Annotated in this window: 18 protein-coding genes; 9 read left to right on the top strand and 9 right to left on the bottom strand. The window is 71.9% G+C overall.

The window, feature by feature from the left end:
- Nucleotides 1-514: 514 nt before the first annotated feature.
- Nucleotides 515-1,351, bottom strand: a complete 837-nt coding sequence (locus BAW75_RS25045; protein ID WP_244206257.1) for a dienelactone hydrolase family protein — start codon at nt 1,349-1,351, stop codon at nt 515-517.
- Nucleotides 1,352-1,403: 52 nt separating this feature from the next.
- Nucleotides 1,404-1,595 (bottom strand): hypothetical protein, encoded by a 192-nt coding sequence (locus BAW75_RS25040; protein WP_036343738.1) that lies wholly within the window; start codon nt 1,593-1,595, stop codon nt 1,404-1,406.
- Between BAW75_RS25040 and BAW75_RS25035 the strand changes: the two genes are divergently transcribed.
- Nucleotides 1,594-2,301 (top strand): hypothetical protein, encoded by a 708-nt coding sequence (locus tag BAW75_RS25035; RefSeq protein ID WP_104115094.1) that lies wholly within the window; start codon nt 1,594-1,596, stop codon nt 2,299-2,301. The genes BAW75_RS25040 and BAW75_RS25035 overlap by 2 nt on opposite strands.
- A 41-nt stretch (nt 2,302-2,342) precedes the next feature.
- Nucleotides 2,343-2,732: a hypothetical protein gene (locus BAW75_RS25030; protein WP_064445336.1), complete on the top strand. Its 390-nt coding sequence runs from the start codon at nt 2,343-2,345 to the stop codon at nt 2,730-2,732.
- A 52-nt stretch (nt 2,733-2,784) separates the two neighbouring features.
- Here the strand turns inward: BAW75_RS25030 and BAW75_RS25025 are convergent, their stop codons facing one another.
- Nucleotides 2,785-4,296: an APC family permease gene (locus BAW75_RS25025; protein ID WP_104115093.1), complete on the bottom strand. Its 1,512-nt coding sequence runs from the start codon at nt 4,294-4,296 to the stop codon at nt 2,785-2,787.
- Between the two features lie 200 nt (nt 4,297-4,496).
- On the opposite strand from BAW75_RS25025, the gene BAW75_RS25020 reads away from it, so the two are divergent.
- Complete coding sequence (locus BAW75_RS25020; protein WP_030503305.1) at nt 4,497-5,150, top strand: GOLPH3/VPS74 family protein; 654 nt, start codon at nt 4,497-4,499, stop codon at nt 5,148-5,150.
- A gap of 39 nt (nt 5,151-5,189) precedes the next feature.
- Here BAW75_RS25020 and BAW75_RS25015 read toward each other — a convergent pair whose 3' ends face one another.
- Entirely contained in the window at nt 5,190-5,789 is a 600-nt protein-coding gene (locus tag BAW75_RS25015; RefSeq protein WP_104115092.1) for a GNAT family N-acetyltransferase, read from the bottom strand.
- 153 nt (nt 5,790-5,942) lie between these two features.
- On the opposite strand from BAW75_RS25015, the gene BAW75_RS25010 reads away from it, so the two are divergent.
- Nucleotides 5,943-6,635 (top strand): cellulose binding domain-containing protein, encoded by a 693-nt coding sequence (locus tag BAW75_RS25010; RefSeq protein ID WP_104115091.1) that lies wholly within the window; start codon nt 5,943-5,945, stop codon nt 6,633-6,635.
- Between the two features lie 143 nt (nt 6,636-6,778).
- Complete coding sequence (gene pulA, locus BAW75_RS25005; RefSeq protein WP_104115090.1) at nt 6,779-12,277, top strand: pullulanase-type alpha-1,6-glucosidase; 5,499 nt, start codon at nt 6,779-6,781, stop codon at nt 12,275-12,277.
- Nucleotides 12,278-12,348: 71 nt separating this feature from the next.
- Here the strand turns inward: pulA and BAW75_RS25000 are convergent, their stop codons facing one another.
- The 3 genes from BAW75_RS25000 to BAW75_RS24990 form a co-directional block, all read right to left on the bottom strand.
- Entirely contained in the window at nt 12,349-14,208 is a 1,860-nt protein-coding gene (locus BAW75_RS25000; protein WP_104115089.1) for a hypothetical protein, read from the bottom strand.
- A 290-nt stretch (nt 14,209-14,498) separates the two neighbouring features.
- Nucleotides 14,499-16,193, bottom strand: a complete 1,695-nt coding sequence (locus BAW75_RS24995) for a hypothetical protein (RefSeq protein ID WP_244206256.1) — start codon at nt 16,191-16,193, stop codon at nt 14,499-14,501.
- Nucleotides 16,194-16,505: 312 nt separating this feature from the next.
- On the bottom strand, nt 16,506-17,981 hold the full coding sequence (locus tag BAW75_RS24990; protein WP_030504250.1) for an aminopeptidase P family protein: 1,476 nt from the start codon (nt 17,979-17,981) through the stop codon (nt 16,506-16,508).
- 113 nt (nt 17,982-18,094) lie between these two features.
- On the opposite strand from BAW75_RS24990, the gene asnB reads away from it, so the two are divergent.
- Complete coding sequence (asnB, locus tag BAW75_RS24985) at nt 18,095-20,056, top strand: asparagine synthase (glutamine-hydrolyzing) (RefSeq protein WP_043329713.1); 1,962 nt, start codon at nt 18,095-18,097, stop codon at nt 20,054-20,056.
- A 61-nt stretch (nt 20,057-20,117) separates the two neighbouring features.
- On the opposite strand, the gene BAW75_RS24980 is transcribed toward asnB, so the two are convergent.
- Nucleotides 20,118-21,209 (bottom strand): lytic polysaccharide monooxygenase auxiliary activity family 9 protein, encoded by a 1,092-nt coding sequence (locus tag BAW75_RS24980; protein ID WP_104115087.1) that lies wholly within the window; start codon nt 21,207-21,209, stop codon nt 20,118-20,120.
- A 335-nt stretch (nt 21,210-21,544) separates the two neighbouring features.
- On the opposite strand from BAW75_RS24980, the gene BAW75_RS24975 reads away from it, so the two are divergent.
- Complete coding sequence (locus BAW75_RS24975; protein WP_104115086.1) at nt 21,545-22,474, top strand: carbohydrate kinase family protein; 930 nt, start codon at nt 21,545-21,547, stop codon at nt 22,472-22,474.
- Between the two features lie 56 nt (nt 22,475-22,530).
- Here the strand turns inward: BAW75_RS24975 and BAW75_RS24970 are convergent, their stop codons facing one another.
- The gene (locus tag BAW75_RS24970) at nt 22,531-23,763 is read right to left on the bottom strand and encodes a multidrug effflux MFS transporter (protein ID WP_104115085.1); all 1,233 of its coding nucleotides are present in this window, start codon (nt 23,761-23,763) and stop codon (nt 22,531-22,533) included.
- Nucleotides 23,764-23,844: 81 nt separating this feature from the next.
- Here BAW75_RS24970 and BAW75_RS24965 point away from each other — a divergent pair, with 81 nt between their 5' ends.
- Nucleotides 23,845-24,354 (top strand): MarR family winged helix-turn-helix transcriptional regulator, encoded by a 510-nt coding sequence (locus BAW75_RS24965; protein WP_104115084.1) that lies wholly within the window; start codon nt 23,845-23,847, stop codon nt 24,352-24,354.
- Between the two features lie 10 nt (nt 24,355-24,364).
- Nucleotides 24,365-25,264, top strand: a complete 900-nt coding sequence (locus tag BAW75_RS24960; RefSeq protein WP_208635304.1) for an aminoglycoside phosphotransferase family protein — start codon at nt 24,365-24,367, stop codon at nt 25,262-25,264.
- Nucleotides 25,265-25,278 lie beyond the last annotated feature (14 nt).

The following is a 25,278-nucleotide window of genomic DNA, read 5'->3' as shown; positions in this document are numbered from 1 at the left end:
CGCCCGCACTCCGGTCCCCGCCCTGGGCCATGGCCCCTGCTCCGGTCCCCGGCCCTGCTCCGGTCCCCGGCCCTGCTCCCGTCTCCGCCTCGCCTAGCTGCCTCCCCCGGGCGCCGCCGCCGAGGTGATCAAGGAGTTTGTGTACGGATTCGGCCCGCCAGAGGACCAAAACTCCTTGATCGTCCGGCGTGGGCGCTGGCTGGTGGGCTGTAGGCCGGGAAAGCGAGAACGGGCGGGGCGAGCGGGAACGGGTGCTCAAGCGCGGGTGCGGGATTCCGGTGCGCCACCCGCCCCGTTGATCATGAGGTTGGCGGCAGTTTGTGTCTGTTTTGTCCCGGCCAACCTCATGATCAACGAGGCGGGGTGAGGGCGTGGGGAGATCTTGGTACGGAACGGCCCCTCAGGGGCCGTTCCGTACCAAGATCTTGTGGCGGTCCGTACTGCGGGACGCTGGGCCTGGGAAGTGGGAGAGGGCGCCGGGCGCGGCAAGTCTCGGTGGTGCGATGGCCGGTGGTCAGGGGGCGGTCAGCAGGTCGAGCAGGGTGTCGCGGGCGGTGCGTACGGCGGCCCGGGACTCCTCGGTGTGATCCAGCGCGTCGAATCCGTGCTGACCGTTCGGCACGTCCACCACGTGCAGCGGGATGCCGCGCCGCCGGGCGACCACCGTGAACGCCTCGATGGTGGGTGCGACCTCGGGCCGTTCCCGGCCCGCCCTGGTCAGCACCAGCGTCGGCCGAGCCGGCTCGCCCGGCCGTGCGGCGTCGGTGCCCGTGCCGCCGGAAGCCACGCTGCCCGGCGTCGTGGTGTCGTCCGGCCGCGCCGGGCTGGCGGTGGCGTCGCCGGTGGGGGCGGGCAGGTCGAGCGCGTCGATCGGGCGGAAGCGCGGATCCACCGGGGGCCACCCGGGCAGCGGGGCCAGCAGCGGATAGGTCGCGGCCAGGCCGCGCAGCCAGCGGGGCGGGTCGCGGAGCCAGTCGCCGAGCAGCAGGCCGGCGCCGGAGAAGAACCAGAGGCCGAGCCGGTCGGCGTCGACGCGAGGATCGGCGCGGAGCAGTTCCGCGGCGGCGGCGACCCGCGCGGCGACGGCGTACAGGTCGTCCGGGCCGGCCACGGTGAGCTGGGGAATCGCGGCCAGCACGCCCCGCTCGGCAAGCAGCGCGCCGTAGCCGCGGTAGAGCGGCCAGTCGCGCGCGTCCGGCGCGTCGGGCGGGCCCGGCACGCCGTGCACGATCACGACTGCGGGGTGCCGGCCGTCGCCGGTGGGGACGTGCAGGTCGACGTCGCCGTGCCGCTCCACCGCGGCGGGCCGGGGGTCGAGGACGAACGGGCTTTCCCAGAAACTGGTTCCCATCACGCCGATGCTAGGAGAACCCGCCCGGCCGCGCCGCCCCGTGACTGTCCGTTCAGGAGGACGACGACGCCTTCGCGTGCCGCTCGCGCAGCCGGTCCCGGATCTCCTCCGGGGTGTACGCGCGGCGCCGCCGTTCCGCGCGCGCCACGACCACTCCGGTCGCCGCGACGCCGGCGAGACCCGCGAGTCCGAGTACCTTCCACCACCGCATCCGTTGCCGCATCCGCTTAGGGTAGTCCTCCATGAGCATCAGCCTGGACGAGGCCGTGGAGCTGACCCGCACCGGCGATCTGTGGGTGTTCCGCGGGCGCAGCGTGCCGGACCGCGCCATTCAGCTCACCACCAACAGCCCGGTCAACCATGTGGGCATGGCGGTGGTGCTCGACGACATGCCGCCGCTGATGTGGCACGCCGAGCTGGGCCGTTCGCTGCCGGACATGTGGACCGGCACGCACCAGCGTGGCGTGCAGCTGCACGACCTGCGCGACGCGGTCTGCGTCTGGGCCAACCGGTACGGCCAACGGGGCTGGCTGCGTCAGCTCGAGCCGCCGGCCGACCCGGCGATGGAGGAGGCGGTGCTGCGTACCGTGGCCCGTCTCGACGGCACGCCGTTCCCGTCCACCGCGCAACTCGCCTGGCGGTGGGCCCGGGGCCGGGTGCCGCACCCGCGCCGCCTGAGCCTCGACGGCATCAAGGGCCGGATCGGCGGCCGGGGCCGGACCAGGAGCGGAGACGAAAGCACGGACGGCGGGCAGAACAGCGACAACGCGTTGGAGACGGCGTACTGCGCCGAGGTGGTGGCGGTGACGTACGAGGCGATGGGGCTGCTGCCCGCCGGGCGGCGGCCCAACTGGTACGACCCGGGACGGTTCTGGAGCGGCGACGACCTGGCCCTCAGCGGCGGCGCGCGCCTCGGAGCCGAGATCGAGGTGCGGATCCCGCCGCGCTGAGGAAGGTTTGCCGCCGCGCCGGGCCGGTAATGAGGAGCGTCGTGACGGCTTCCACCGACCTCGACACGCTCACCGACTTCTTCGACCGGTACGGCGTGGCGCTGACCACCGCCGACGTGCCGGCCATCGCCGGCTGCTACGCCCTGCCCGGGCTGGTGGTCGCCGACACCTACAGCTTCTCGTTCACCTCGCCGGCGGCGGTGGCGCTCAGCTTCGTCGGCGCCGCCCCCGACTACCAGGAGCGGGAACTGGTGGCCGCGAACGCGCAGATCGAGGACGTGCAACAGGTCTCGGCGCTGCTCACCGAGGTGGCGGTGCGCTGGGAGTTCCTGGACAGCCAGGGCGGCGCGGTGCCCGGCGAGCGTTACCGCTACCTGCTGCGTACCACCGAGGACGGTCCGGTCATCTGCACTGTCATCCGTACCGCCTGATCGTGGTGGTGCGGCGGCCGGCCACGCGGGCCGGCCGCCGCACCGACGGACGTCAGCGGTGGTGGGCGCCGGCCCAGCGGTCGGCCTCGGGGGCCGGGTGCAGGCCGGGCTCGTGCAGGCCCTCCTCGGTGACCTGGCCGATCCGGCGGTACGTCTCGGGCCGGCTGGTGCGCAGCACCGCGCCCCAGATCAGGCCGAGCACGCCCGCCGCCACCGGAATCGCCGGCAGCAGCCACTTCAGGTAGCTCGCGGTGTCGGGCGCGAGCAGCGCGTCGAAGTTGAACAGCAGCACCAGCAGCACGGCGGTGAGCAGGATCGTGCCGAGCCCCGGGGCGATCGCCCGCTGCCACGCGCTCTCCGGGCCGGGACGGCCCCGGAAGAAGCCCACGACGGAGGCCGAGGTGAGCGTCATCAGCAGCACGACGCCGACCGCCGCCGCGCCGGACAGCCAGGTGAACAGGTCGATGACCGGGTCACGGCCGGTCATCGCGAACGCCAGGAACACCACCACGGCGAGGATGCTCTGCACCACCGAGCCCGCCACCGGGGCGCCGCTGCGGCTGGAGGTCGCGCCGAGGAAGCCCGGCAGGACCCGCTCCCGGCCCAGCGCGAACAGGTACCGCGCCACGCCGTTGTGGAACGACAGCAGGGCGGCGAGCACGCTGGTGATGAACAGGACGTTGGCGATGTCCGCGACGACCGCGCCGGTGTACTGGTCGAGCGCGCCGAAGATGACGCCGGGCCCCGCCTCGGCGCTGGCCGCCGGCGCGTTTTCCGGGCCGGTCAGCACGGTCAGCGCCCACGCGGAGAAGGCGTAGAACAGGCCGGTGAACGCGACGGCGATGTAGGTGGCCCGGGCCACCGTGCGCCGCGGGTCCTTGACCTCCTCGCTGTAGATGGCGCCGCTCTCGAAGCCGGTGAAGGAGGCGATGGTGAACGCGAGCACCGCGCCGAAGCCGGCGCCGAACAGGTGGCCGGGGCTGATGCCGGCGGTGGTGACGGCGCCGCCGGCCGGGTTCGCGAAGGCGACCAGGTCGAAGATCAGCACGGCGATGCACTCGAGGATGAGCAGCACCGCCAGCACGGTGGCGTTCAGGTCGATGCGCAGGACGCCGAGCGCGCCGATGAAGACCCAGGCCAGCAGCGCCCAGACCCACCAGTCGAGGCTGATGCCGGTCTTGGCGTCCATGAAGTCGCCGAGGATCGCGCCGAGCAGGCCGTAGAGACCGATCTGAATCGCGTTGTACGCGGCCAGCGCGACGGCCGAGCCGGCCACCCCGCCGGCTCGACCGAGGCCGTTGGCGATGTACGCGTAGAACGCGCCCGCGTTGGCGACGTACCGGCTCATCGCGGCGTAGCCGGTGGCGAAGACGGCGAGCACTGCCGCGAGCAGCACGTATCCGAGCGCGGCGCCGATGTTGCCGCTGACCGCGTACATGGTGGTGACGCCACCGCCGAGAACGGTCAGCGGGGCCGACGCGGCGACGGTGAAGAAGACGAGGTGAGCGGTGCCGAGACGACCGCGGCGCAGCCCACCGTCAGAGAAAAACGGATCGGAGGACAAGGCTTCTCCAGGGGAGGGGAGTGAGGGGGTTCAGCTGTCTACTTCGGAACAACCTGAAGCAGGGTATTGGTGATCACTGATCGTCACAACCCCGTCTCGATATCGATTTGGGGGGCTCCTGATCGACCGGAATTGAGCTGTGCGTGGTCATGCCGTACCGTCCCGTGTCGACGTTCACGGCCACCGTTCGAGGATGGACCATGACCTACCCCGGGGCGCAGGCCACCTACCGGCTTGCGGATGCGCTGTTCCTTATCGGACACGACGAGTTCACCGGCAAGCCGCATGTCGCAGTCGACCGGCTGGAGTGTGGGCTGGCCGGCGCCGCGCTCGCCGAATTGATGTTCGAGGGCCGGATCGCCCTCGACGGTGGCGGAATCGCCGCTGTCGATCCACGACTCTGGCAGGAGCCGCTCACCGATCTGCTCATTACCGAGATTCTGCGTCGGGAGGGCGCGCACCCGGCCCGGCTGTGGATCCGTTATCTGCGGACCCAGCTCAACATCAACGAGCGTGTCGGCACCCGGCTGGTCACCGCCGGCGTGCTCCGCCGGGAGCAGGGCAAGCTGATCGGCCGGACGGTGCGCTGGCCGGCCAACGACCCGAACCAGGCGGCGTCACCACGGGTACGGCTGACCGCCATGCTGATGCACTCGTCCCCGGCCGAACTGGACCCGGGCACGCTGCTGCTGGCCAGCCTCGCCGAGGCGGTCGGGCTGGCCGCGAACATCTTCGACCCGCAGGTCGGCGTCCGGATGCGGGACTGCCGGCGGTTCCTGCCGGGGCAGCTCGACGGACTGCTCGCCGCCGTCGTGGGCGCGCTCGACGTCAGCACCACGACGGTACGGCGATGACGTCCCGCCCCGGGTGAGGCCGGGGCGGGACGATCCCGGTCAGGCCGGGTCGCGCCACATCGGGTAGAGGCTGGGCCCGTCCGGCAGGTCGAGCGTGACCGGGCGGCGCCGGAACCCGAGCCGCTCGTAGAGCGCGGCGTTGCGCGGCGAGCTGGCTTCCAGGTACGCGGCGGAGCCGGCCTGATCCAGCTCGGCCAGCTTGTTACGCAGCAGCGCCGACCCGACGCCCTTGCCGTGATGGTCCGGGTGTACCGCGATGAAGGGCAGGTACCAGTGCGGCTCGCTCGGGTGGCGGGCGCCCATCATCTCGTCGAGCATGCCGAACCGCTTCATGGCCTCGGCGCCGATCGCGGCCTCCATCCCGGCGAACTCGTCGCCCTCCGCGGCCTCGTGGCCGTCGCCGGTGGGCAGCCAGAGCGTGGCGCCCAGCCCGTCGCCCGCGAGGTGGACCTCGCCGGTGCGCAGCGCCAGCGCGACGAACGGCCCGAAGAAGGCGGGATGGACCCGCGCGCGGTGGTCGTCGGCCGGGAAGACCCAGCCGCTCACCGGATCCTGCATGAACGCCTCGGCGAGAATCGCGGTCACGACGGCGGCGTCCGCCGTGGACGCCCGCCGGATGTTGCCCTGCCACTCAGTCACTGGCCATCCGTCCTACCGGCTCGACGAGCCATTGTGGTCATTGATCGGCGTGCAAGGTATCAGGAGTCCGCGCCGTGCGGCAGGCCCGATTCCGGCCGCTCGCCGCGGCCCGGTCCCGGTGGCTACGCTGGCCCGGACCCCGACAGGAGGACCATGTCCCACACGCGTCGCTCCGGCCCGCAGCCCGGGGCCGCCATGACCTCGTCCCCCTGGATCCTCGTCGCCGCCGGCGTGGTCGTGATGGTGGTCCTGTTGGCGGTGGCGCTCGGTTCGGTGCGGGGACGGAGCACGTTCCCGGCGGCCGATCCGCCCGATCCGCTGATGCCGCTGCCGCACGCGCCGCCGACCCCCACGGCGGTCAGCGCCAGCGGTCCGTCGCCGGTCTCCGCGACCGCTCCGGTGTTGCCGGGCCTGTCGCCCCGCTCCACGGAGCTGCCCGCCCGGCCGACGCCGGCCGCGTCGACGCCCAGCCCCCGGGGCGTCGCCCGGCCGGTGCCGCCCCCGTCGTCTCCGCCGCCGGTGGCGCCGCCGTCCGCGGTGACCGGCAGGTACAGCGTGCAGAGCGCTTTCGACGGCGGCTTCATCGGCGAGGTGCTGCTCGTCAACACCGCGCGTTCGCACCGGGGCTGGACGGTGCGCGCGGTCTTCCCCGGCGGAAGGCTGGTCACCGCCTGGGTCGAGGGCGCCGAGCAGGGCGTGTTCCGTTTCGACGACGGCGTCTTCACCTACCGCAGCGGATTCGACCTGGCCCCCGGGCAGTCCCTGGCGGTGCGGTTCCACATCGAGCGGGCGGGCACCCGGCCGGCGAGCTGCACCGTCGACGGCACGCCCTGCGTCGCTCGGTAGAACCCGCGCCCCGGGATCGGGGCGACACGCGTGCACTCTCTTGCAAGGTAACTGCTTTGTTGCAGCATGGTTTGCAAGGTATTGCAGAATGTTTCGGCAAGGGCTAGCGTGCGGGCGAATCAGCGACCAGAGAAAGGCCGTCGATGAAACCGCCGCCGATATCCCCCAAGGCGCTGCTCGCCCTGGTCACCTCCCTCGTGCTCGCCGTCGTCGGCGTTCCGGTGGCCCTCCATCAGCTCGGCGACGACGCTCCCGAGCGCGCCGCCACCCCCGACGTCCTCGCCGCCGGCAACGCTCCCCAGTGGAACCACGAGCCCTCGCCCGACGCGCTGCTCGCGGCGAGCCGCAACACCGCCAAGGCCGAGCAGTTCTACTTCGTCCTGCCGGACCGCTTCGCCAACGGCGACAAGCGCAACGACAACGGCGGCCTCACCGGCGGCCGGCTCACCACCGGCCACGACCCGACCGACAAGGGCTTCTACCACGGCGGCGACCTCAAGGGCCTGATCGACCGGATGGACTACATCCAAGGGCTCGGCACCACCGCCATCTGGCTCGCCCCGATCTTCAAGAACCGGCCCGTGCAGGGCACCGGCGCCGACGTCTCGGCCGGCTACCACGGCTACTGGATCACCGACTTCACCCAGGTCGACCCGCACTTCGGCACGAACGCGGAGCTGAAGAAGCTGGTCGACCTCGCCCACCGGCGGGGCATCAAGGTCTACCTCGACATCATCGTGAACCACACCGCCGACGTCATCCGGTACGCCGAGGACAAGTACGGCTACGTGGACAAGAAGACCGCGCCCTACCGCGACGCGCAGGGACGACCCTTCGAGGACCGGAACTACGCCGACGGCACCCGGAAGTTCCCCGCCGTCAACGAGAAGTCGTTCCCGTACACCCCGGTGTTCGCCACCCCCGCCGACGCGAAGGTCAAGGTACCGGCGTGGCTGAACGACCCGACCATGTACCACAACCGCGGTGACTCCACCTTCGCCGGGGAGAACAGCGAGTACGGCGACTTCTCCCGCCTGGACGACCTGTGGACCGAGCGGCCCGAAGTGGTGCGCGGCATGACCGACATCTACGCCGAGTGGATCGGCAAGGCCGGCGTGGACGGGTTCCGCCTCGACACCGTCAAGCACTCGAACCTCGAGTTCTGGCCGCAGTTCGCCCGCGGCATCGACGCCGCCGCGGCGAAGGCCGGCAAGAAGGACTTCTTCATGTTCGGCGAGGTCTACAGCGCCGAACAGGAGATCCAGTCCACCTACGTGCGGCGCGGCGGCCTCCCCGCCACGCTCGACTTCTCCTTCCAGGAGGCGGCACGTGGCTACGCCGCCGCCGACGGCTCGGCCAAGGCCCTCGCCGACGTGTACGCCAAGGACGACCTCTACACCGCGCGGGACACGAACGCCAACCGGCTCACCACGTTCCTCGGCAACCACGACATGGGCCGGATCGGCTCGTTCGTCGCCGCCGGCGGCGGGGACGACGCCGCCCAGCTGACGCGCAGCCGGCTCGCCCACCAGCTCATGTTCCTCACCCGTGGCCAGCCGGTCGTCTACTCCGGCGACGAGCAGGGCTTCACCGGCCCGGGCGGGGACAAGGACGCCCGGCAGGACATGTTCGCCTCCCGGACCCTCGACTACCTCGACGACGACCTGATCGGCACCACCCGCACCCACGCCGTCGACCAGTACGACACCCGCCACCCGCTCTACCGGACCATCGCCGAGCTGGGCGGCCTGCGGGCCGCGCACCCGGCGCTGCGCGACGGCGTCCAGGTCACCCGGCACGCCGCCGACGGTCCCGGCGTCTTCGCGTTCTCCCGCGTCCTGCCCGCCGACCGGATCGAGTACGTGGCGGCGGTGAACAACGCCGCCACCCCGCAGACTGTCACGGTGGACACCTGGTCGGCCAGCGCCCGCTTCACCGGCGTGTACGGCGGCGCCGCGGACGTGACGGCCGCTGCCGACGGCAAACTGAGCCTCACCGTGCCGGCGATGTCGGCGGTGGTGCTCAAGGCCGACCGGGCCATCCCGCACCCCGGGGCCGCTCCGAAGATCACGATCACCGAGCCGGGTGATGAGCCCGCCCCCGGCAAGGCCACCGTCACCGCCCAGGTCACCGGCGACCCGCTCGCCACCGTCACGTTCGCCGCCCGGGTCGACGGCGGGAAGTGGACGCTGCTGGGCAGCGCGCACCGCGCCCCGTACACCGTGCACCACGACCTCACCGGCCTGGCCGGCGGCACCACCGTCGAGTACAAGGCAGTGGTCCGCGACGGCAAGGGCCGCACCGCCACCGCCCGCGCCACCGGCACCGTCGGCACCCCGGACCGGGGCGAGTCGCGGGACTGGGCGATCGTGCACTACAAGCGCCCGGCCGGCGGGTACGACGACTGGCGGCTCTACGCCTGGGGTGACATCGACCCGGCGTACGTCACCGAATGGCCCGCCGGGCAGCCGTTCGCCGGCGAGGACTCGTACGGCCGGTTCGCCTGGGTGAAGCTCAAGCCGGGCGCGAAGTCGGTCGGCTTCGTCGTGGTCGACTCCGGCGGCAACAAGGACGTCGCGGCCGACCGCTTCATCGACGTGACCCGGACCGGGGAGGTCTGGGTCAAGCAGGGCGACGCCGAGGTGTACCCGACGCGGCAGGCCGCCACCGGCGAGCCCGACCCGCCGGTGGCGCCGGACACGGCGCTGATCCACTGGCGCAAGGCCGACGGCAACTACGACGGCTGGGGCCTGCACCTGTGGGACGGCGCCGCCAGCCCGACCGACTGGGCCACGCCGCTCAAGCCGGAGAAGATCGACGCCTACGGCGCGGTGTTCCGGGTGCCGCTGAGCGCCGGCGCGACCGGGCTGAGCTACATCGTGCACTCCGGCGACCAGAAGGACCACCCCGAGGACCAGCGGCTCGACTTCGCCACCGCCGGGCGCGAGGTGTGGCTGCTCGCCGGCGTCAAGGGCCGGCTGCTGCCGACCACCACGTCCGGCGCCGCGACCGACATCGACATCACCAGGCAGAAGGCGAACTGGATCGACAGGTCCACAGTCGCCTGGGCCACCGGCCCGACCGACGGCAGGCGGTACGCGCTCGCGGTCGCCCCGGCCGGTGGAATCGGCGTCGCCGACGGCGAGCTGACCGGCACGTACACCGAGTTGCCGCTGCGGGCGCAGCGCAACGGGCTGACCGAGGCGCAACGACAGGCGTACCCCCATCTCTGGGACCGTCGCGCCTTCACGCTCGCGCGCGGCGACCTGGCCAAGGTGCCGGCGGCGCTGCGCGGGCAGCTCGTGGTGACCGAGCGGGACGCCGAGGGCGCCCTGCTCGCCGCCACCGGCGTGCAGATCCCCGGTGTGCTCGACGACGTCTACGCGGCCGCGACCGGCGCGAAACTCGGCCCGACGTTCGCCGGGCGGGTACCCACGCTGGCCGTGTGGGCGCCCACCGCGCAGAAGGTGGCGCTGGAGCTGTTCGACTCGCCCACGGCCGAGCCGACCACTGTGGCGATGCGACGCGACGACCGCACCGGTGTCTGGTCGGTGCGCGGGACGAAGGCGTGGACCGGCCGCTACTACCGCTACCAGGTGCAGGCGTGGCAGCCGGCGACACAGAAGGTGGTCACCGCGTCGGTGACCGACCCGTACTCGGTGGCGCTCGCGCCGAACTCCACGCACAGCCAGATCGTCGACCTGACCGACCCGGCGCTCGCGCCGGCCGGCTGGGCGAACCTGCGCAAGCCGGCCGCCCCGCCGGCGTCGAAGGCCCAGATCACCGAGCTGTCGGTGCGGGACTTCTCCATCGCCGACAACACGGTTCCGGCCGAGCGGCGCGGCACCTACCTGGCGTTCACCGACCCGCAGACGGCAGGCATGAAGCACCTGCGGGCGCTCGGCGACGCCGGGGTCAACTACCTGCACCTGCTGCCCGCGTTCGACTTCGCCACCATCCCGGAGAAGCGGGCCGACCAGGCCCAGCCGGCCTGCGACCTGGCCGCGCTGCCGCCGGACTCCGACCAGCAGCAGAAGTGCGTCGCGGCGGTCGCCGACACCGACGGCTACAACTGGGGGTACGACCCGCTGCACTACACGGTGCCGGAGGGCGGGTACGCCACCGACCCGAACGGCGCCAAGCGCACCACCGAGTTCCGGCAGATGGTCGCCGGGGTGAACAAGGCCGGCCTGCGGGTGGTCATGGACGTGGTCTACAACCACACCTCGGCCGCCGGCGCCGACCCGAAGTCGGTGCTCGACCAGGTGGTGCCGGGCTACTACCACCGGCTCCTGGACGACGGGTCGGTGGCCAACTCGACCTGCTGCGCCAACACCGCCCCGGAGCACGCCATGATGGGCAAGCTCGTGGTGGAGTCGATCGTCACCTGGGCCAAGGCGTACAAGGTCGACGGCTTCCGGTTCGACCTGATGGGCCACCACCCGAAGGCGAACATCCTGGCCGTACGGGCCGCGCTGGACAAGCTCACGCTCGCCCGCGACGGCGTGGACGGCCGGAAGATCCTGCTCTACGGCGAGGGCTGGAACTTCGGCGAGGTCGCCGACGACGCCCGGTTCACGCAGGCCACCCAGATCAACATGGCCGGCACCGGCATCGGCACGTTCAACGACCGGCTCCGCGACGCGGTGCGCGGCGGCGGCCCGTTCGACGCGAACCCGCGCGCGCAGGGCTTCGCCTCCGGCCTCTACACCGACCCGAACGGCGACGAGGTCAACGGCACGGCGGCCGAGCAGCGGGCCCGGCTGCTGCACCAGCACGACCTGATCAAGGTGGGCCTGACCGGTAACCTGCGCGACTACCGGTTCACCGACTCCTCCGGGAAGCGGGTCACCGGCGCGCAGGTCGACTACAAGGGCGCGCCGGCCGGATACACGGCCGCGCCGGGCGAGGCGGTCACCTACGTCGACGCGCACGACAACGAGATCCTGTACGACGCGCTGGCGTACAAGCTGCCGCAGGGGACCTCGGCGCAGGACCGGGCCCGGATGCAGGTGCTCGCGCTGGCGACCACAGCGCTCGGGCAGGGCGCCGGGTTCGTCACCACCGGCTCGGAGCGGCTGCGCTCGAAGTCGCTGGACCGCAACTCGTACAACTCGGGGGACTGGTTCAACCAGATCCGCTGGGACTGCGCCCAGGGCAACGGGTTCGGCGCGGGCCTGCCGCCGGAGGCCGACAACCGCGACAAGTGGTCGTACGCGAAGCCGCTGCTGGCCGACCCGTTGCTGGTGCCGGACTGCGCGGCGGTCGAACTGGCCGACGCCCGGTACGCGGAGCTGCTGCGCGTCCGCCGATCCTCGCCGGTGTTCGGGCTCAGCAGCGCCGAGCAGGTGCAGAAGCGGGTGGCGTTCCCGCTGTCCGGGACGAAGGAGACGCCGGGCGTGCTCACCATGACCCTCGACGCGCGCGGGCTGGACGGGACGTGGAAGTCGGTGACCGTCGTCTTCAACGCCACGCCGGAGACGGCGACGGCGGCGGTCACCGGGCTGCGCGGGGCGAACGTGACGCTGCATCCGGTGCTGCGGAACTCGGCCGACCCGGCGCTGCGTACCGCCTCGTTCGACCGGGCCGCCGGCACGTTCACCGTGCCCGCGCGCAGCGTGGCGGTGTTCGTCCAGAGCTGACCGGCACGGCCGACCGGCCCCCTGCCACGTCACGTGGCAGGGGGCCGGTCGCGTACCCCGGAACCGTCAGGTCAGTTGAAGCAGTCCTCGACGGTGTTGGCGCAGTTGGTGGGGTCGTTGTTGCTGATGAGGGACTTGTCGTCGAGCTTGACGCGTCCTTCGTTGTTGAGGACGCCGCCGGCGACCCGGTGGAGCTTGCTGGAGTCGGTGGCGGTGTTCTTGGTGACGTGGGTCTTGGTGAGGGTGATCTTGGCCTTGTTGTTGAAGATGCCGCCGCCGTTGAGGGCGGTGTTGGCCTTGATCTCGGTGTCGCGGATGGTGAGGGTGGCGTTGTCGTCCTTGTCGTGCTCGCGGGTGAGGAAGCCGTCCTCGATCTTGATGAGCCACTCACCGTTGTAGATGCCGCCGCCGAAGCGGTTGGCGGTGTTGTCGACGATCTTGCTGTCGGCGATCGTGGCGCTGGCGTGCTCCTTGTCGTTCGGGTAGCCCCAGTGCTTGCCGCCGGTGACCACCACGCCGCCGCCGTTGCCGTCGGCGTGGTTCTTGGCCACGTGCACCTTGTCCAGGTCCAGGTCCGTGTTCTCGGCGTAGACGCCGCCACCGTTCTCGCAGGCGGTGTTGCCCGTGATCGCGGTGAAGGAGACCGTGACGGTGCCGCCGCTGCTGAACAGACCGCCGCCGTTCTTGCCGGCGCGGTTGTCCGACAGGCTGGACTTGATGCCGTCCTTGCCGTGGTCGGAACCGAAGATCTCGACGATCCCGGCCTCGTGGTGCTTCTCCTTCTTGTCGTAGCCCTTCGGCGCGGCCGAGGCCGCCGGGCCGTGCTCGCCGGAGAAGCCGCCGCCGTTGGCGATGCCGCCGCCGTTGCCGCCGGCGGTGTTGTCGTCGACGTGGGTTTCCTCGACCTTGAGGATGCCCTCGTTGAAGATGCCGCCGCCGTCGCCCTGGGCGTGGTTGTTGACGACCTTGCTCTCCTTGAGCCAGGTGCGGCCGTAGTTGGCGACGGCGCCGCCGTCGCCCTCGGCGTTGTTGTCGACGAGCTTCACGTTGTCCAGGTAGGCGCTGCCGCCGCGCTCGACCAGCAGCGCGCCGCCGTCACCCTCGACCCGCTTGTCGTCGTCCTTGCCGCCGTTCATGCCGTCGGCGACGGGCGTGACAGCGGCGGCCGTGGTCGCCGCGGCCGGAGCCGCGACAGCCGGAGCGGCCGGGGCCGCCACCGCCGGGGCGGCCGCCGGAGCGGCGGCCGGCGGCTGGCCGCCGCCACCCGGGTACTTGAACTCGTTGGCGTTGCCGCCCTTGATTGTGAGGTCCTTGAGGGTGAGGTCGCCGCCGTCGCGGACGCGGAAGATGCGGAAGGTGTCTTCGGCGTCGCGCTTGATGGTGGAGCCGTTGCCCTTGATGGTGACGTCCTGCTTGATCTCGGGCAGGGCGGAGCCGAACTTGCGGTCCTTGACGACGAGTTCGTAGGTGCAGTTCTCGGCGAGCTTGAGGGTGCCGCCGTGGTCGCGGTTGGCGAGTTCGAGGGCGTCGATCAGGGCGTCGTCGTCGCAGGCGACCTCGCGGGTCTTGCCGTGGTCGTCCTTGCCGTCCTTGCCCCAGTCGCCCTTGTCCGGGCCCCACTCGCCGCGGTCACGGCCTTCCTGGCCACGGTCCTTGCCGTCCTTGCCGTCCTTGCCGTCCTTGTCGTACCCGTCCCGGCCGTACTCGCCCTTGTCGCCGTGGTCGTCGTCGCTGAGCTGCTGCGTGGTCGACCACTTGACGTCGGCGAGCCGGTGCGGGCCGGTGGCCCCGGTGGTCGCGTAGGCCACGCCGGCGAGGCTGACCGCTCCGGTCAGGCCCACGACGCCCGTGGCGAGCCACATCCGGCGACGCCGGAGCGGGGAGATGGTCTTGCTGGTGGCGTCATTGTTATTGCGAAGGTAGTTGGACATCGGAGCTCTCTGCCCTCTCCTTGTACCTGACAAGGTCGCTTCGCCCTGGCGAGGCGGCCTTCGCTACAAATCGGTTGTAGCTGCTGAGAACGACCGTATGAGAACCTTCTTCGCCTCGTGGCCATATACGAAAAAAACCCGCATAAGGGTGCGGGTGGGATGGGCGGGCGCAGTGCGGTCCGGACGCCCCGGTGGGGGACACCACGGCCAGCCGGGCCGCTCCGAGGTCGGGAGCCCTCCTCCCGCCGCGCGGCGGAAGGAGGGCACCCCGGGTTATGTGGTGGAGCGAATCAGTTGAAGCAGTCCTCGACGGTGTTGGCGCAGTTGGTGGGGTCGTTGTTGCTGATGAGGGACTTGTCGTCGAGCTTGACGCGTCCTTCGTTGTTGAGGACGCCGCCGGCGACCCGGTGGAGCTTGCTGGAGTCGGTGGCGGTGTTCTTGGTGACGTGGGTCTTGGTGAGGGTGATCTTGGCCTTGTTGTTGAAGATGCCGCCGCCGTTGAGGGCGGTGTTGGCCTTGATCTCGGTGTCGCGGATGGTGAGGGTGGCGTTGTCGTCCTTGTCGTGCTCGCGGGTGAGGAAGCCGTCCTCGATCTTGATGAGCCACTCACCGTTGTAGATGCCGCCACCGAAGCGGCCGGCCGTGTTGTCCACGACCGCACTGTCGGCGATCGTGGCGCTGCCCGCGAGGCCGTCCTTCTCGGCGCCGTTGCCGGCCCAGTCGCGCCCGCCGGTCGTCACCACGCCGCCGCCGTTGCCGTCGGCGTGGTTACCCGCCACGTGGACCTTCTCCAGGAGCAGGTCGGTGTTCTCGGCGTAGACGCCGCCACCGTTGTCGCAGGCGACGTTGCCGCCGATCGCGGTGAACGAGACGGTGACCCAGCCGCCGCTGCTGAACAGGCCGCCACCGTTGTGGCCCGCCCGGTTGCGGCTCAGGGTGCTCAACGAGGCGTCCTTGCCCTCGTACGCCCCGGTGATCTCGACCGTGCCGGCGCGGTGCTTGCCGTGCTCACCCTTGTCGGCCTTCGCCGCCGAGGCCAGGTCGACCGGCCCGTCGTGGTGCTCACCGCTGCCGTTGGCGATGCCGCCGCCGTTGCCGCCGGCGGTGTTGTCGTCGACGTGGGTTTCCTCGACCTTGAGGATGCCCTCGTTGAAGATGCCGCCGCCGTCGCCCTGGGCGTGGTTGTTGACGACCTTGCTCTCCTTGAGCCAGGTGCGGCCGTAGTTGGCGATGGCGCCGCCGTCGCCCTCGGCGTTGTTGTCGGTCAGCTTCACGTTGTCCAGGTGCGCGCTGCCGCCGCGCTCGACCAGCAGCGCGCCGCCGTCACCCTCGACCCGCTTGGCATCCAGTTCGGCCGGGTCGGCCGCCTTCGGCGCGGACGGCCCGGGGTACTTGAACTCGTTGGCGTTGCCGCCCTTGATTGTGAGGTCCTTGAGGGTGAGGTCGCCGCCGTCGCGGACGCGGAAGATGCGGAAGGTGTCTTCGGCGTCGCGCTTGATGGTGGAGCCGTTGCCCTTGATGGTGACGTCCTGCTTGATCTCGGGCAGGGCGGAGCCGAACTTGCGGTCCTTGACGACGAGTTCGTAGGTGCAGTTCTCGGCGAGCTTGAGGGTGCCGCCGTGGTCGCGGTTGGCGAGTTCGAGGGCGTCGATCAGGGCGTCGTCGTCGCAGGCGACCTCGCGGGTCTTGCCGTGGTCGTCCTTGCCGTCCTTGCCCCAGTCGCCCTTGTCCGGGCCCCACTCGCCGCGGTCGCGGCCTTCCTGGCCACGGTCCTTGCCGTCCTTCCCCTCGTCGTCGGAGTGGGAGTCGTTGCCGGCGTTCTGGGGAGCGGCGGCGTGGTTGTCCGCCACCGGCTCGGTGCCGGACTTGTCGTCGCGGGCGGCGAGACCGCCCAGCGCCGCCAGCCCGACGACGCCGGTCAGCCCGGCCACGCCGGTGGCGACCCAGAGCGCCCGCCGCTTGCTCGTCCGCGGGGCAGGCGCCATCGGCGCTCCACCGTCGGGTGTCGTTACATCGTTCGACATGAGATGAGAGCCCTTTCGGTTCTTCCCAAACGGGTCGCACCGCCCCAGGCCGGGCGACCAGCTACAAACCGGTTGTAGCCTCTGATCAGCACCGTATGAGAAGGTTCCTCGCGAGGAAGACGTATCCGAAAAAAGCCCGCATTCCTCCCACGATCGGCGGTCGGTGACCAACCACGTGAGCGGACCGCAACTCCCCCCAGACGGCGGCGGGCCCCACCACCTGCCGTGAAGGCGCGGTGGTGGGGCCCGCCGGAAGATCGCGGCCCGCAGGACTCAGCCGGGCAGGCGGGGGCCCGCCTCACGCTGCTCGGCCAGCCAGGTCTCCACCTCGTCGGAGCGCCGCGGCAGACCGGCCGACAGGTTCACCGGACCGTCCGCGGTGACCAGGATGTCGTCCTCGATCCGCACGCCGATGCCCCGCAGCTCCTCGGGGACCATCTCGTCCTCCGGCTGGAAGTAGAGCCCCGGCTCGACGGTCAGCACGTACCCCTCGCCGAGCGGACCCTCCCGGTAGTTCTCCTTGCGCGCGTTGGCGCAGTCGTGCACGTCGATGCCGAGCATGTGGCTGGTGCCGTGCAGCGTCCACCGCCGGTAGACCGTGGAGGCCGGGTCCATCGCCTCGTCCACGCTCACCGGCAGCAGCCCGAGATCCTTCAGCGCCTCCGCCAGCACCCGCATCGAGGCCAGGTGCACGTCCCGGAACGCCACGCCCGGCCGGCACATCTCGATGCCGGCCTGCTGGGCGGCGTACACGGCGTCGTAGACCTGGCGCTGCAACGGCGTGAACCGGCCGTCGACCGGCAGCACCCGGGTGACGTCGGCGGTGTAGAGGTTGCGGTTCTCCACGCCCATGTCCATCAGCAGCAGGTCACCCGGACGGGTGGCGCCGTGGTTGTGCACCCAGTGCAGGACAGTGGCGTGCTCGCCGGCCCCGACGATCGAGCCGTACCCGACGTCGTTGCCGTCGTGCCGGGCGCGCAGCGCGAAGACGCCCTCCAGCAGCCGCTCGGAGACGCCGCGGTCGGCCGGCAGCGCCCGTGCCACGTCCTCGAAGCCGCGCACCGTGGCGTCGCACGCCTCCTGGAGCTGCGCGATCTCCCACTCGTCCTTGACCAGCTTCAGCTCGGCGATCGCGATGGCCAGCTCCCGGTCGCGGCCGGGCTGACCGTCGGCGCGCGCGCCGTCGTACTGACGCACCGCCGCGTCCACCCGGGCGTCGAAGCCGCGCAGCACCCGGGTACGCCCCGGCGCCAGCTCGGCCAGCGTCGCGTCCAGCTCGCTCAGGTCGGCCGTCGGCAGGCCCAGCTCGGTGGACTTCTCCCGCAGCGTCGGCCGGCGGCCCACCCACAGCTCACCGTGCCGGCTGCGGAAGAACTCGTCGGTCACCCGCGACGACCGGGGCCGCATGAACAGCGTGGACTCGCCACCCGGGCGCAGCACGAGGACGCTGTCCGGCTCCAGGTCGCCGGTCAGGTACGCGAAGTCGCTGCCCGGACGGAACCGGTGCTCGGTGTCGTTGGCGCGTACCTTCTCGTTGCCCGTGGGGATGACCAGCGTCTCGCCCGGGAAGGCCTCGGCCAGCGCGGCCCGCCGCTTGGCATGGTTGGGCGCCTCCGGGCGCGGGGCGACCGGCAGTTCGGTGTCCCGCCAGCCCTGGCGCATGAACGACAGGAACGCCTCCGGGAAGTCCGGGTCGTGCGACTCCGTACCGTCCGCCGGTTTGCCCTGTCGCGTCCGCTCCTCGGCCATGATCCGTCCCTCCCTGAGCCTCGTCGCTGGTCCAGACGGTACCGCGCGCACGACAGCGGGAGGTGCCTGCGGTGCCGCGACGGAGGCTTCCGGCGCGTGGAAAGATGGCGGCCATGTGCGGACTCCTGGCCTTCTTCAGCGCGCGCGGCGACGCCGCCGCCCACCGCGACAACATCGCCGGCGCACTGGAGTGCCTGCACCACCGTGGCCCGGACGAGACCGGGGTCGAGGTGGTCGGCGACGCCTCCGGCCGGTACGCGGACGGTGTGTTCGCGCACAAGCGCCTGGCGATCATCGACGTGGCGCTGAGCCACGAGCCCCTGCCGTACGCGGGCGGGCGGTACCTGCTCACCTTCAACGGCGAGATCTACAACTACATCGAGCTGCGCGAGGAGCTGATCCGCGACTACGGCGCCCAGTTCGCCACCAACGGCGACGGCGAGGTGATCGTCGCCGGCTACCACTACTGGGGTGAGCAGGTGCTCACCAAGCTGCGCGGCATGTTCGCGTTCGTCATCTGGGACCGGCAGGAGCGGCGGGCCTTCGGCGCCCGGGACTACTTCGGCATCAAGCCGCTGCACTACCTGGAGACCCAGGACGGCCTCTACCTGGCGTCGGAGAAGAAGGCGCTGCTGCCGTTCGCGCACTCGGCGTACCAGGGCGACGCGGGCATCGACACCGCCAACCTGAGCCACTACCTGACGCTGCAGTACGTGCCGGAGCCGGGCACGCTGCACAAGGGGATCAGCCGGATCGGCTCGGGGGAGTACCTGAACTGGACCCCTGGTGGCCGGATCGAGGTGCGCCGCTGGTACCGCCCGGTGTTCCGGCCGGCCCCGGTCTCCGACGAGCAGCGGCTCTACCACGACATCCGGGAGACGCTGCGGGAGAGCGTCCGGATGCACATGCGCTCGGACGTGCCGGTCGGCTCGTTCCTGTCCAGCGGCATCGACTCCACCGCCGTGGTGGCGCTGGCCCGCGAGTTCAACCCGAACATCCTCACCTTCACCGTCGGCTACGACGTGCCCGGCTACTCCGAGATCGACGTGGCCCAGGACTCGGCCCGGCACCTCGACGTGACCACCATCCCGACCAAGATCGGGCCGCAGGACATGATCGACGCGCTGCCGAAGATCGTCTGGCACCTGGACGACCCGGTCGCCGACCCGGCGCTGGTGCCGCTGTACTTCGTGGCGAAGAAGGCCGCCGAGCACGTCACGGTGGTGCTCTCCGGCGAGGGCGCGGACGAGTTCTTCGGCGGCTACACGATCTACCGGGAGCCGCTGTCGCTCAACTCGGTGAACAGCCTGCCCGACGGCGTGCAGAAGGGCCTGCGCGCGGTGTCCAAGGCCATTCCGCAGGGGGTCAAGGGCAAGAGCTTCCTGGAGCGCGGCACCACCCCGATCGAGCAGCGCTACTACGGCAACGCCCGGATGTTCACCGAGGAGGAGAAGCAGCACCTGCTGCGCCGCTACGACCCCTCGGTGCGCTACACCGACGTGACCGCCCCGATCTACGCCGAGTGCACCGAGCTGGACGACGTCACCAAGATGCAGTACGTCGACCTCTACACCTGGCTGCGCGGCGACATCCTGGTCAAGGCCGACCGGATCTCGATGGCGCACTCACTGGAGGTGCGGGTGCCGTTCCTGGACCGGGAGGTGTTCAACGTCGCCGCCGGCATCCCGGTCGACCTGAAGCTGCCGCCCCGCTCCGAGGCCACCAAGTACGCGATGCGCCAGGCGCTGCAGGGCGTCGTGCCGCCGGCCATCGTCAACCGCAAGAAGCTGGGCTTCCCGACCCCGACCCGGGTCTGGCTGCGCGGCGAGATGTACGAGTGGGCGCGGCACGTGCTGTCCACCTCGGGCGCGGGCGACCTGATCGACCTGTCGTACGCGATGCGCCTGCTGGAGGAGCACAAGCGGGAGGAGGCGGACCACTCCCGCAAGGTGTGGACCGTGCTGATCTTCTGCATCTGGCACGCCATCTTCGTGGCCAAGACGCTCGACCCGGGCATCCAGCGCAACCAGTCCGCGCTGCTCACCAAGCCGGTCGTCGGCAGCATGGTCCGCTGACCCGAGCGTGACGAGGAAGGGCCCCCGGGGGTGTTCCCCGAGGGCCCTTCCCGTTACGGGGTCACCTGCCGGTGCAGGTGACCGTCGGCAGGGTGTTGGTGCCGGAGAAGTTCGCGGTGAAGCCGAACGTGGTGGTGCCCTCCGGCGGGACGCTGCCGTTGTAGGCGGCGTTGGAGACGCTCACCGACGCCCCGCTGCCGCTCAGCGTGCCGTTCCACACCTGGTTGATGGTCTGGCCGCTGGGCCAGGTCCAGTTCGCGGTCCACCCGGAGTACGTCCGGGTGCTGTGGTTCATGATCGTCACTTCGCCCTGGAAGCCGCCACCCCAGGCGGTGACCACCTTGTACACCGCCATGCAGGAGCCGGCCGGCATGGTCGGGCTGGTCGTCACCGGCGGAGGCGAGGTCGGCGGCGCGGTCGTCGGGGGGTTGCTGCCGCCCGAGCCGATCCCGGTCACCTCGCCGTTACCGCCGTCGAACGTCACGTCCGAGCAGCCGAAGAAGTTCTCCTGGCTGTCCGAGCGGACCCAGCGCGAGTAGATGATGTGCCGGCCGCTCTTGTTCGACGGCAGGTTGCCGGTGAAGTAGTAGTGACCGTCGTTGGTGCCGACCGCGCCGCGCTGCGGCGGGTTGGTCACCTGCAGGAACGGCTGCTCCTCCAGGTCGCTCCAGGCCAGCGGCCGGTTCGGGCTCCAGCTGTCCTTGGTCACGTAGAAGTAGAACGTGCCCGGGTGGTGGGCCCAGTTGCTGTACCGGAACTCCATCGACCGGCCCGCCGTCAGGTGGGTGATCGGCCAGTCGTTGCGCGCCGCGTCGTACCCGCTGAAGCCGGGGTTGCCGCCGCTGCACAGCTTGCCGTCGGGGATGAACCCGACGGTCCGCCCGCCGGCGTCGGAGCGCAGCACGCTGAACCAGTTGTACAGCGAGTTCGCGCCGCTCTCGGCCACCGCCGACGAGCAGGCGGGGTTGTTCGGCCGGATCTCACCGGTCCCGGTGAGGCCGTCCTTCCAGCACAGGTAGGTGCGGGCGCCCGGCGTCATGGCCGCGCCGTGCGCGGCCGCCGGTCCGGAGTTGGTGACCAGGGCGAACGCGCCCAGGGTCAGGGTGGCGGCCGCGGTGAGCAACGCGGCCGTACGGGATCGGGATCGGTGCACGGGGATCTCCTGACTCGCGGAGCGTGGCCCGGTTCGGCCCGCCCCGCTGCGACGAGCGGATGCGACGATCGCGGTGCCCGCGCCCGGTCGGAGTGCGGCCGTGGCCGTCGACGGGCGCGCACCGTCTGCGGTCCGTTGCCCAACGGACCGTGGATGCCCTCGCGTCGGATCGACCCGGCGGCCGGTGACGCGGCAGCCCCCGCGTCGTCACCCGGCACCGCCATCCCACCACGTCCGGGCGCGGCCCGCAATAGGCGCCGTTCGATGCCAGGGTCCCGGCGCGCGGTGGCGCCGGTATGCGCCAGGATCGGGGTAGGACGACGAGGGGAGCCAGGATGGGGTACGCGGTGGTGCTCGGCGAGGCGCTGGTGGACCTGCTCGACGCCGAGCGCGACGGAGAGCCCGTCTACCGGCAGGCGATCGGCGGGGGACCGCTCAACGTGGCGGTGGCGACCGCTCGGCTCGGCGGGGACGCGCGGTTCGTCGGGTCGCTCGGCGACGACGCGCTGGCCGGACGGATCCGCGCCTTCCTCACCGACGCCGGTGTGGACGTGAGCGGGACGGTGACCGTGCCGGCCCCGACCGCGCTCGCGGTGGCCACCTTCGCCGGCCCCGAGCCGGACTTCCGCTTCTACGGCGAGCCCCGCTCGTACGCGCTGCTCGGCCCGGACGACCTGGACGTGGCGCTGGTCGAGGGCGCGGACGTGCTCTACTGCGGCTCGATCGTGCTGCTCGACCCGCCGGTGCTCGCCGCCGCCCGCCGCGCCTGGTCGATCGCCGGCGGGCTGCGGGTGTTCGACCCGAACGTCCGTCCCAGCCTGCTCACCGCCCCGGGCGCGCTGGACGGGCTGCGCGCGGTGGTCGCCGAGTTCGCCGCCGCGGCGCACCTGGTCAAGCTCAGTTCCGCCGACGCGCGGGTGCTCTACCCGCACGAGCCGGTCGAGGGCGTGGCCGCGTACCTGCGGGAACTGGGCGCCAGCACGGTCGTGGTCACGCTCGGCGCGGACGGCGCGCTTGTCGCCGCCGGCGACGACGTGGTGCGCGTGCCCGCGCCGAAGGTGGACGCGGTGGACGCGACCGGCGCGGGGGACTCGGTGATGGGCGCGCTGGTGGCCGAGCTGCTGGCCGCCGGTGAGCCGGCCGACCCGGCCGGGTGGCGGGAGCGGGTGGCGTTCGCGCTGCGGGTGGCCGCAGTGGTCTGCGAGTCACCGGGTGGCGCCACCGCGATGCCCACCCGCGAGGAGGTGACCGCCCGCTTCGCGTGAAAGGAAGGGCCCCTTGTTAACGCCTCAGGTAGAGAAGGGGCCCCTTCTTAACGCGCTCAGCGCTCAGCCCGCGTGCGGGTCATCGTCAGGACGGTGACCAGGGTGAGGACGGCGGCGCCGGCCAGGACCGTGGCCATCGGCAGGGCGCTGCCCTCGCCGCCGAGCCCGACCAGGGGCGCGGCCAGCGCGCCGACGACCGACTGGATGCCGCCCATCAGCGCGGCGGCGGTGCCGGCGTGGCGGGCGTGCGCGTCCAGCGCCAGCGCCGTGCTGTTCGGCGTCACCATGCCCAGCGCGCCGACGTACCCGAACAGCGCCACCGCGGTCAGCGCGAGGCCGTCGGTCAGCGCGCCGCTCAGCACGCCGGCCGCGGCGACCAGGCCGACCGCCAGCGCGGTGACCAGCAGCCGGCGTGGCGGGAACCGGTCGAGCAGCCGGGCGTTCAGCTGCCCGACGGCCACCAGGCCGAGCGCGTTGACGCCGAAGATGACGCTGAACACCGCCGCGGAGACGCCGAAGACGTCCTGGAACACGAACGACGACCCCGAGATGTACGCGAACAGCCCGGCGAAGGCGAAGCCCTGGGTCAGCGCGTACCCGAGGTAGACCCGGTCGGCGAGCAGCGACCGCATGGTCCGGGCGGTGGCCCCCAGCCCGCCGGTGCTGCGGCGCTCGGCCGGCAGCGTCTCCGGCAGGCGCAGCGCGACCGCGACGGCCAGCACCGCGCCGATGGCGGCCAGCACCAGGAAGACGGACCGCCAGGAGCCGAACCGGAGCACCAGGCTGCCCACGCCCGGCGCCGCGATCGGCGCGACCCCGAAGACCAGGGTGAGCCGGGAGAAGTACTTCGCGGCGTCCCGGCCCGAGTAGAGGTCGCGGACCACGGCGCGGGCGACCACCACGCCCATGCCGCCGGCCAGGCCCTGGGCGAACCGGACGGCGGCCAGCAGCGGGGCGTTCGGCGCCGCCGCGCACGCCAGCGCCAGCACGGTGTACGCGACCACGCCCACCAGCACCGGGCGGCGGCGCCCCCAGCGGTCGCTGAGCGGCCCGGTGACGAGCTGGCCGAATGCCAAGCCGATCAGGCAGGTGGTCAGCGAGAGCTGGATGCCGGCCTGGTCGGCGCCGAGGTCGCGGGTCATGGCCGGGAACGCGGGCAGGTACATGTCCAGCGAGAGCGGGCCGATCGCGGTGAGCGTGCCGAGCAGCACCAGCAGGCTCGCGCCCCCGGTGGACGCGGTGGCGCCGGCGCCGGTCGGGCGTGCGGCGGGCGGCGCGGCTTGACTCACGAGCGGGTACCCCCTGATCCGATGTGCTCGGGTACCTTACCTCTGTAGTCAGAACTATTGCGATGTGAGGCGGGTGACTCCGTGGCGACGAACGAGCAGGTCGCGCGGTTCGGCGCGGTCCTCGGGGAGCTGCACCGGCTCGTGCGCCGCCGGTCCACGGCGCGTGCCGGGCGGGACCCGCTGCCCGAAGCTCAGGTGGAACTGCTCCTGCTCGTCCGGGACACGCCGGGCATCAGCGGCAAGGACGTGGCCCGGCGCCTCGGCACGGCGCCCAACACGGTGAGCACGCTGGTCCGCGACCTCACCGACGCCGGGCTGCTGGCCCGCGACCGCGACCCCGCCGACCGCCGCGTGGTCCGGCTGCGCGTCACCGAGGCCGCCCACCGGCGGATGGCCGACCACCAACGGCACCGCACCGCGCTGCTCACCGAGGCGCTGGCCGACCTCGACCCGGCGGCGCGTGACGCGATCCTGGCCGCCGCCCCGCACCTCGACACGCTGCTCACCACGCTGCGGGCACACACCCGCCCGGAACTGGACCCCCGTACGTCCGGAAACCCGGTGGCCGCCGCGCCGCCCGGCACCGGATGATCGCCGGGTGATGCTGCACCAGGACGAGACAGCTGTGGACGAGGGGATCGTCCGGGCGCTGCTGACCGACCAGCGCCCCGAGTGGGCCGCGCTGCCGTTGACCCCGGCCGGCGCCGGGACCGACAACACCATGTACCGGCTCGGCGACGACCTGCTCGTCCGGCTGCCCCGCACCGCGGAGAAGGCCGGCGCGCTGCGCAAGGAACAGCTGTGGCTGCCCCGGCTCGCGCCACTGCTGCCGTACCCGGTGCCGGAACCGCTCCACGCCGGGACGCCGACCGCCGCCTTCCCGCTGCCGTGGTCGGTGCAGCGGTGGATCCACGGCGACGAGGTCGGACCCGGCACGGTCCGGGACTGGGCCGCCCTCGGCGCCGACCTGGCGGTGTTCGTACGTCACCTGCACGCGGCCGACCTGCTCGGCGCGACCCGCGCGGACGCGCTGAGCGGATACCGCGGCGGCAGCCTGCACCCCTGTGACACCTGGGTCAGCGCGGCGCTCGACGACTGCCGGAGCAGGATCGGCGACGAGACCGACGTCGACACCCTGCACCGGCTCTGGCGCGACGCCCTCACCCTGCCCGAACCCGCCGGCCGGCACGTCTGGCTGCACACCGACCTCAAGCCCACCAATGTGCTGGCACGCGACGGCCGGCTGTGCGCGGTGATCGACTTCGGCGGGCTGACCGTCGGGTTCCCGGACGCGGAACACGCGCCGATCTGGGACCTGCCGCCGCCGGCCCGGCACGCCTACCGGGAGGCGCTCGGTGTCGACGACGTGACCTGGGCACGGGCCCGCGCCTGGGCGCTCGGGGTGGCGGCCAGCGGCGTCTCCTACTACTGGCACACGTTCCCGGCGTTCGTCGCCGAGTGCCGCAACCGTCTCCGCGAGATCCTCGCCGACGCCGGCTGAGCCCGGGCCGCCAC

It is taken from the genome of Micromonospora chalcea (assembly GCF_002926165.1).
Classification (GTDB): Bacteria; Actinomycetota; Actinomycetes; order Mycobacteriales; family Micromonosporaceae; genus Micromonospora; species Micromonospora chalcea.
Note: the sequence above shows the minus strand (reverse complement) of the source record. Positions and strands in the feature narration are given on the sequence as shown.

What these genes read in the sequence shown, in the direction of transcription:
- BAW75_RS24960 (WP_208635304.1), top strand. Translation starts at nt 24,365, where the DNA reads ATGCTGCACCAGGACGAGACAGCTGTGGACGAGGGGATCGTCCGGGCG.
- pulA (WP_104115090.1), top strand. Translation starts at nt 6,779, where the DNA reads ATGAAACCGCCGCCGATATCCCCCAAGGCGCTGCTCGCCCTGGTCACC.
- BAW75_RS25035 (WP_104115094.1), top strand. Translation starts at nt 1,594, where the DNA reads ATGAGCATCAGCCTGGACGAGGCCGTGGAGCTGACCCGCACCGGCGAT.
- asnB (WP_043329713.1), top strand. Translation starts at nt 18,095, where the DNA reads ATGTGCGGACTCCTGGCCTTCTTCAGCGCGCGCGGCGACGCCGCCGCC.
- BAW75_RS25040 (WP_036343738.1), bottom strand. Translation starts at nt 1,595, where the DNA reads ATGGAGGACTACCCTAAGCGGATGCGGCAACGGATGCGGTGGTGGAAG.
- BAW75_RS25045 (WP_244206257.1), bottom strand. Translation starts at nt 1,351, where the DNA reads ATGGGAACCAGTTTCTGGGAAAGCCCGTTCGTCCTCGACCCCCGGCCC.
- BAW75_RS25000 (WP_104115089.1), bottom strand. Translation starts at nt 14,208, where the DNA reads ATGTCCAACTACCTTCGCAATAACAATGACGCCACCAGCAAGACCATC.
- BAW75_RS25010 (WP_104115091.1), top strand. Translation starts at nt 5,943, where the DNA reads ATGTCCCACACGCGTCGCTCCGGCCCGCAGCCCGGGGCCGCCATGACC.
- BAW75_RS24995 (WP_244206256.1), bottom strand. Translation starts at nt 16,193, where the DNA reads ATGGCGCCTGCCCCGCGGACGAGCAAGCGGCGGGCGCTCTGGGTCGCC.
- BAW75_RS24990 (WP_030504250.1), bottom strand. Translation starts at nt 17,981, where the DNA reads ATGGCCGAGGAGCGGACGCGACAGGGCAAACCGGCGGACGGTACGGAG.
- BAW75_RS24975 (WP_104115086.1), top strand. Translation starts at nt 21,545, where the DNA reads ATGGGGTACGCGGTGGTGCTCGGCGAGGCGCTGGTGGACCTGCTCGAC.
- BAW75_RS25020 (WP_030503305.1), top strand. Translation starts at nt 4,497, where the DNA reads ATGACCTACCCCGGGGCGCAGGCCACCTACCGGCTTGCGGATGCGCTG.